Source organism: Pseudonocardia xinjiangensis (genome assembly GCF_012911925.1).
Taxonomy (GTDB): Bacteria; Actinomycetota; Actinomycetes; order Mycobacteriales; family Pseudonocardiaceae; genus Pseudonocardia; species Pseudonocardia xinjiangensis.
Map to the genome: position 1 here is coordinate 1 of NZ_JAAXKY010000257.1, position 4,883 is coordinate 4,883.

Here is a 4,883-nt window from a genome sequence, read left to right on the forward strand (position 1 = left end):
CTCCCGCCCTGCGCGGGCAGGTCGAGTGCGGCTGGAGCGCCCGGATCGCCGCCGACGTCCCGGCCCAGGTGCAGGACGTGCTGCCCGACGGCTGCATGGACCTGGTCTGGACCGGCGGTGAGCTCGTCGTCGCCGGCCCAGACACCGCGCCCCACCCGGTACGGCGGTCACCCGGCACGGCCAGCGCCGGGTTGCGCTTCGCACCCGGCATGCTGCCCGCGCTGCTCGGCGTCCCGGCGTCCGCCGTGCGCAACCAGCGCGTCCCGCTGGCGGAGCTGCACCCGGCCCTCGCCCGCCGCGCCACGGCACGGCTGGAGCCGGACGCCACCCCCGTCGCGATCCTGACCGTCCTCGGCGACGTCGCCACCGCCCTGCCCGGCCCCCAGGCCGAACCGGGGCTGCGGGCCGTCGCCGCACACCTCGGCACCGGCGCATCCGCCGGCGACACCGCCCAGCGGCTGGGCTGGACCGACCGTTCACTGCACCGCCGCTGCCTCGCCGCGTTCGGGTACGGGCCTGCCGTGCTGCGTCGCGTCCTGCGCTTCCGGCGAGCGGCCGACCTGCTCTATGCGGGCGTGCCGCTCGCGGAGGCCGCGGCCCGCGCCGGATACGCCGACCAGCCGCACCTCTCCCGGGAGGTGCGGCTGCTCGCGGGTGTGGCTCCCCGTCAGCTCGCCGGGGCGAACAGGTCCACCCCGTTGCCGTCCGGGTCGTGCACCACGGCGTAGCGCTGGCCCCAGAACGCGTCGAACGGCGCCAGCTCACCCCGGTAGCCCGCACCGGTGAGCTCGGCGTAGGCGGCGTCCACCGCGGCGGCGTCCGCCACGGCGAACGCAAGCCCCACCCGGCCCGCGCCGGGAGTCGGTTTCCAGTCCGGGTGGAACGAGCGGATCGTCTCCTCGGTGTCGAACGCCAGGCGCAGCCCACCGGCCAGCGCCACCTCCACGTGCGGCTGGGTGTCGGCCTCGGCGGGTATCGACAGGCCCAGCGCCCGGTAGAACTTCAGCGCCTCGGCCATGTCGGCCACCACCAGCCCCACCACGTCCAGCCGTGCTTCGATCGTCATGGCGGGCACCGTAGAGCGCGGCCGCGCCCGGAGTCGTGAACGAATCGGACGCCGGCGCGGAAAGCCCCGTCACGTGGACACATGACGCGGTCCGGAAGCGCCCGCGAACCGCGACATGTGTCCACGTCGCTGCCGTCGGGATCTGCCGGCGCGGGATGGGGCGTCCGAGGCCCGGGTGCGTCCCAGCGCGGACCGGGCGACTCGCGCACCAGATCCGGGCGACTCGCGGGCGTGGCGCCGGGTCAGGCGGGGCCCACGTAGCTCCAGCGGCCGTCCTCACGCACGAACCGGCTGTTCTCGTGCACCACGTCGGAGCGGCCGCGGTTGGTGCGGTGGGCGCGGAACTCCACCGTGCCCGTCGACTCCAGCAGACCACCGCCGCTGCCTCCCAGTACCTCCAAGCCGGTCCAGCGGTCCTCGGGGTCGAGGCCGCGGTGGCGGGGGCGGGTGCTGGGGTGCCAGGTCTCCAGGAGGTACGCCTCGTCGCCGACGGCGAAGGCCGCGTACCGGGAACGCATCAGCAACTCGGCGGTGGGCGCGGCCGAGCCCCGGTGGAACCGCCCGCAACAGGCGTCATAGGGCTGCGGGAGCCCACACGGGCACGTCCGAGCGTTGCGGAGCCGTACTGCTGTCATCCGTCCGTCTCTACAGCACTACGGCTCCACAGCTCCTCCAGGCCCCCGGAACCGCTGCGGCCCGGTCCCCCTCGGGGGACCGGGCCGCAGGCGCAGTGCGTGGGCTTACAGGTACTGGCCGGTGTTCGACGCGGTGTCGATCGCGCGGCCCGTCTCGGCGTTCTTGCCGGTGACGAGGGTGCGGATGTAGACGATCCGCTCCCCCTTCTTGCCGGAGATGCGCGCCCAGTCGTCGGGGTTGGTGGTGTTGGGCAGGTCCTCGTTCTCGGCGAACTCGTCGACGATCGCGTCCAGCAGGTGCTGCACGCGCAGACCGGGCTGGCCGGTCTCGAGCACCGACTTGATCGCCGACTTCTTGGACCGGTCGACGATGTTCTGGATCATGGCGCCGGAGTTGAAGTCCTTGAAGTACAAGGTCTCCTTGTCACCGTTGGCGTAGGTGACCTCCAGGAACCGGTTCTCCTCGGTCTCGTCGTACATCCGCTCGACCACCCGCTGGATCATCGCGTCGACGCAGGCCTTGCGGTTGCCCGCGAACTCGGCGATGTCATCGGTGTGGATCGGCAGCGTCTCGGTGAGGTACTTCGAGAAGATGTCCTGCGCCGCCTCGGCGTCGGGCCGCTCGATCTTGATCTTCACGTCGAGCCTGCCGGGACGCAGGATCGCCGGGTCGATCATGTCCTCACGGTTGGAGGCGCCGATGACGATGACGTTCTCCAGGCCCTCGACGCCGTCGATCTCCGCGAGCAGCTGCGGCACGATCGTGGTCTCCACGTCGGAGGACACGCCCGAGCCACGGGTGCGGAAGATCGAGTCCATCTCGTCGAAGAACACGATGACCGGGGTGCCGGCCGAGGCCTTCTCCCTGGCCCGCTGGAAGATCAGCCGGATGTGCCGCTCGGTCTCGCCGACGAACTTGTTGAGCAGCTCCGGGCCCTTGATGTTGAGGAAGAACGCGCGGCCGTCCTCGGGGTTGTCGCCGCGGACGGCGGCCACCTTCTTGGCCAGCGAGTTGGCCACCGCCTTGGCGATGAGCGTCTTGCCGCAGCCGGGAGGGCCGTAGAGCAGCACGCCCTTCGGCGGCCGCAGCTCGTACTCCTTGAACAGCTCGGCGTGCAGGAACGGCAGCTCCACCGCGTCGCGGATCTGCTCGATCTGCCGGAACAGGCCACCGATGTCGGAATAGTCGACGTCGGGCACCTCCTCCAGCACGAGGTCCTCCACCTCGGCCTTGGGCACCCGCTCGTAGGCGTAGCCGGCCTTGGTGTCGACGAGCAGCGAGTCGCCGGGCTTCAGCGGCACGGCATCCGGGTTGTCGGCGCCCACGATCAACGGGGCCGCCAACCAGACGACCCGCTCCTCGTCGGCGTGGCCGACGACGAGGGCACGACCGGCGAGCCCGTCCTCCGAGGGTTCGGAGAGCACCTCGCGCAGGGCGCACACCTCACCGATGCGCTCGTAGTCGCCTGCCTCGACGACGGTGAGCGCCTCGTTGAGGCGGACGGTCTGCCCGCTGCTCAGGTCCGCGGTGGAGACCGCGGGAGACACAGCGACACGCATCCGGCGCCCGGAGGTGAAGACGTCGACCGTCTCGTCCGGGAACCGGGCCAGGAAGACGCCGTAGCCGCTCGGCGGCTGCGCGAGGCGGTCGACCTCCTCGCGCAGGGCGACGAGCTGCCCGCGCGCTTCCTTCAGGGTTTCGGTGAGCTTCTCGTTGCGTGCGGACAGCTGCGCGAGCCTGCTGGCCGACTCGGCGAGCCGCTGCTCGAGCACCCGCGCATGACGCGGGGACTCGGTGAGCTTGCGGCGCAGCAGAGCCACTTCCTCCTCGAGAAAGCGGATCTGCGCCCGAGCTTCCGCGGGGCTGAGCTCCCCGCTGCCGCCTGGGTCACGACTGCCGGGACCGTCGTAGGGGTTCACGGCAACCTCCCTCCGTGTTCCGTTTCCATACGGTACCTGCGAACGAGCGTTGTGGTCCTGCGACGAACCGGTGATCCACCCCTCAACCGGACGGCACCTTGACGGTGGGGCTTCCTCCTGTTCCGTGATGGGCACCGGAGCGCGACTGCTCCGGTCGGCCTCACCGGCTCGTCGGTCTGCGCTGCGGGCGCGGCGGAACCACCCCTTCGGCCAGCCGCCGGGCCGTCACCAGGAACGCTGTGTGACCTTGCATGCGATGGTCGGGCCGGACCGCGAGACCCACCACGTGCCACGGCCTGACCAGGCATTCCCATGCCTGAGGCTCCGTCCAGCACTGCTGCTCGCGCAGGTCTTCCACGAGTCTGGACAGCTGTGTCGTGGTGGCCACGTAGCCCACCAGGACCCCGCCCGGAATCAGGGCTTTCGCCACCGTTTCCAGCTGTTCCCATGGCGCCAACATGTCCAGAATGGCACGATCGACCGGTTCGGCGTCGCCGTCGTGAGTATGAAGATCAGCGACCTTCAAGGACCAGTTGGGTGGCGAATCACCGAAGAAAAGCCGAACGTTCCGTTCAGCGTGTTCGGCGTGGTCCGCCCGGATCTCGTAGGAGGTCACCCGTCCCTGTGGTCCGACGGCCTGCAGCAGCGAGCACGTGAGCGCCCCGGAGCCGGCCCCGGCCTCCAGCACCCGCGCGCCCGGGAAGATGTCGCCCCACATCAGGATCTGCGCGGCGTCCTTCGGGTAGATGACCTGCGCGCCACGCGGCATCGAGAGCACGTAGTCGGCCAGCCGGGGCCGCAGCGCGAGATAGGGCGTGCCGACCGCGGAGATGACGACGCTGCCCTCCGGCTTGCCGATCAGGTCGTCGTGGGCGAGACCGCCGCGGTGGGTGTGGTACTGGCCCCCGGTCTCCAGGGTGAGGGTGTAGTGACGGCCCTTCGGGTCGGTCAGCTGCACGCGGTCGCCGGGACGGAAGGGACCGCCCCGCGGGGTGACAGCGGGGGGCGCATCAGCGAGCGGCGGCAGCGGTTGGGACACGGGCAAGACGCTAAAGGGTGCGCTTTCCGGATGGCGCAGCGCCCGGCGCCGCGCACCGTCCGGCCACCACGCACATCGCCGGACATACGCACGGTGGCCACCGGATGTGTGCGGCCCGCGCAGCGCCCCGCGGCTGCGGGGACGGCTCGCCCGGAAGTGTCAGGGCGGTCCCCTACGCTCCGGAGCGTGACGGACACTTCCGGCGAGAGCCACGGGCTCGGCA

The 4,883-nt window shown here is 71.3% G+C and carries 5 protein-coding genes; 1 reads left to right on the forward strand and 4 read right to left on the reverse strand.

Translation table 11 applies throughout. The annotated features are described in order from the left end of the window. The coding region (locus HF577_RS36455; RefSeq protein ID WP_169400558.1) for a helix-turn-helix domain-containing protein at positions 1 to 728 on the forward strand (728 nt) is incomplete at its 5' end. On the opposite strand, the gene HF577_RS36460 is transcribed toward HF577_RS36455, so the two are convergent. The 4 genes from HF577_RS36460 to HF577_RS36475 form a co-directional block, all read right to left on the reverse strand. After that, positions 668 to 1,066: a VOC family protein gene (locus HF577_RS36460; protein WP_211175398.1), complete on the reverse strand. Its 399-nt coding sequence runs from the start codon at positions 1,064 to 1,066 to the stop codon at positions 668 to 670. The genes HF577_RS36455 and HF577_RS36460 overlap by 61 nt on opposite strands. Positions 1,067 to 1,308: 242 nt before the next feature. Continuing rightward, positions 1,309 to 1,701 (reverse strand): YchJ family protein, encoded by a 393-nt coding sequence (locus tag HF577_RS36465; RefSeq protein WP_169400559.1) that lies wholly within the window; start codon positions 1,699 to 1,701, stop codon positions 1,309 to 1,311. Positions 1,702 to 1,806: 105 nt separating this feature from the next. Continuing rightward, positions 1,807 to 3,621 carry a proteasome ATPase gene (arc, locus tag HF577_RS36470; protein WP_169400560.1) on the reverse strand — a complete coding sequence of 605 codons (1,815 nt, stop codon included), beginning with the start codon at positions 3,619 to 3,621 and terminating at the stop codon, positions 1,807 to 1,809. A gap of 160 nt (positions 3,622 to 3,781) precedes the next feature. After that, a complete protein-coding gene (locus HF577_RS36475; RefSeq protein ID WP_169400562.1) occupies positions 3,782 to 4,648 on the reverse strand; it encodes a tRNA (adenine-N1)-methyltransferase in 867 nt (288 codons plus the stop codon). Positions 4,649 to 4,883 lie beyond the last annotated feature (235 nt).